We start from the raw sequence: 2062 nt of genomic DNA, 5'->3' as shown, positions 1-2062 counted from the left end.
TGGAAAAGAGGGGGAATATCACCGAAGTTTTAATTCTAAGATCTTCCTGACCTCCTCTAACAAGAATTCTGCAAAACAATGATTTTATGCTCCGGCAAGCTTTGCTCTACCAGAGGCTCGCAAAAAAATTCTAGACAAACACGTCATCGAAATTGTCAATCAGAGTGCTAGCTTGAGTGAAACGCACCACAGCGAGGAGGTCTCCGCCGCTGAAGATTTGGGCATTATTATTACTATCAACAATGCTCAGATCATTAGGATTGGTAACATCAAAGGTAGTCATACCAAGCTGGAAGTTATTGACGGTATCAAATCCATTGCCGGTTTCGAGGAAAATTCGATCGTCACCACCCCCTAAGAAAAGGGTGTCGTTACCACTACCACTATTAATAAAATCATCCCCAGAGCCAGAAAAGATCAAGTCATCACCAGCATCACCAAAGATTACATTATTACCTTCACTACCGAAGATGGTATCATTACCGGTACCACCGAAAATCCCATCTGGCTGTGAACCCCCCTCGATCCGGTCATTACCATCACCTCCGATAAGAATATTTATTCCCTCACGACCAAAGATCATGTCATCGCCAGCCAAACCATCAATCCGATCGTTTGCGCCAGTGCCCGATAGGGTATCATTGCCTGGTGTTCCGGTGATATTATTGAAAGAATTCATTGATCTTTGCTCCGTAATTAATCAATCGTTAGCTGCTGTGTAACCCACACCTCGGTTGTATCTGAAGTTACATCTGAGGTGCTGTCTGAGGTTGTATCTGAAAACTGCTGTGTTTTTCAGCCTCTAATGGTTAATCAAACTGAATCTGTCCTTTTTCTACAAAAGGGCAAACTTTTGTAATATTTCTTAACAAAAGTCCTGGGCAGACCAACCCTGATCAAAAATGCGTCTGAGTTCACTCAGACGCACTATGCTAATCAAGTAATGATTTTATGCTCCGGCAAGCTTTGCTCTACCAGAGGCTTGCAGAAAAATTCTAGAGAAATACCTGATCGAAATTGTCGATCAGAGTACTAGCTTGAGTCGAACTCACCACAGCCAGGAGGTCTCCGCCCCTGGAGATTTCGGCACCATTAGCACCATCAACGATGCTCAGCTGATTACTATGGCCAGCATCAAAGGTAGTCAGACCAAGCTGGAAGTTATTGATAGTATCAAAGCCATTGCCGCTTTGGAAGAAAATTCGATCGTCACCACCCCCGAGCCATAGGGTGTCGTTACCACTGCCACTGCTAATGTAATCATTGCCAGAGCCAGAATAGATGATGTCATTACCAGAACCACCAAAGATTAGATTATCACCCTCACTGGCGAAGATGGTATCGTTACCGCTATCACCGTAAATCCGATCATTCTGTGAACCACCGTAGATCAGGTCATTACCACTGCCACCGATAAGGGAATCAATTCCCTGACTACCAAAGATCGTGTCATTGCCACCCAAACCGTCAATCCGATCGTTTTCGACAGTGCCCTGAAGGGTATCATCACCTGCTGTTCCTGTGATACTATTAGTAGAATTCATCAATGTTTCCTCCTTAATAAGGAATCGTCATTTGCTATGTAACCCACACCTCGGTTGTATCTGAAGTTACATCTGAGGTGCTGTCTGAGGCTGTATCTAAAAACTGCTGTGTTTTTCAGCCTCTAATGGTTAATCAAACTGAATCTGCATTTTTTCTACAAAAGGGCAAGTTTTTGTAATGTTCTTTAACAAAAACCCTGGGCAGACCAACCCTGATCAAAAATGCGTCTGAGTGAACTCAGACGCACTATGCTCATAAAATCATGATTTTATGCTCTGGTAAGCTTTCCTCCACCGAAGGCTTGCAGAAAAATTCTAGACAAACACGTCATCGAAATTGTTGTTGAGAGTGCTAGCTTGAGTGAAACGCACTACAGCCAGAAGGTCTCCGCCGCTTGAGATTTCAGCACCATTAGCACCATCAACGATGCTCACCTGATTAGGATTGCTAACATCAAAGGTAGTCATACCAAGCTGGAAGTTATTGACGGTATCAAATCCATTGCCGGTTTCGAGGA

General features: G+C 43.7%; 3 protein-coding genes. All 3 read right to left on the bottom strand.

Annotated elements, in window-relative coordinates:
* Positions 1 to 130: 130 nt before the first annotated feature.
* Positions 131 to 679 (bottom strand): calcium-binding protein, encoded by a 549-nt coding sequence (locus F6K49_RS43635; RefSeq protein ID WP_293107994.1) that lies wholly within the window; start codon positions 677 to 679, stop codon positions 131 to 133.
* A 316-nt stretch (positions 680 to 995) separates the two neighbouring features.
* Positions 996 to 1544, bottom strand: a complete 549-nt coding sequence (locus F6K49_RS43630) for a calcium-binding protein (protein ID WP_293107991.1) — start codon at positions 1542 to 1544, stop codon at positions 996 to 998.
* A 315-nt stretch (positions 1545 to 1859) separates the two neighbouring features.
* Positions 1860 to 2062 (bottom strand): hypothetical protein (locus F6K49_RS43625; RefSeq protein WP_293107988.1); only part of this gene is annotated, 203 nt, incomplete at its 5' end.

The sequence above is a fragment of the Moorena sp. SIO3I6 genome, from assembly GCF_010672095.1.
Note: the sequence above shows the minus strand (reverse complement) of the source record. Positions and strands in the feature narration are given on the sequence as shown.

Excerpts from the sequence above, each read along its gene's own strand:
- F6K49_RS43635 (WP_293107994.1), bottom strand. The coding sequence starts at position 679 with ATGAATTCTTTCAATAATATCACCGGAACACCAGGCAATGATACCCTA.
- F6K49_RS43630 (WP_293107991.1), bottom strand. The coding sequence starts at position 1,544 with ATGAATTCTACTAATAGTATCACAGGAACAGCAGGTGATGATACCCTT.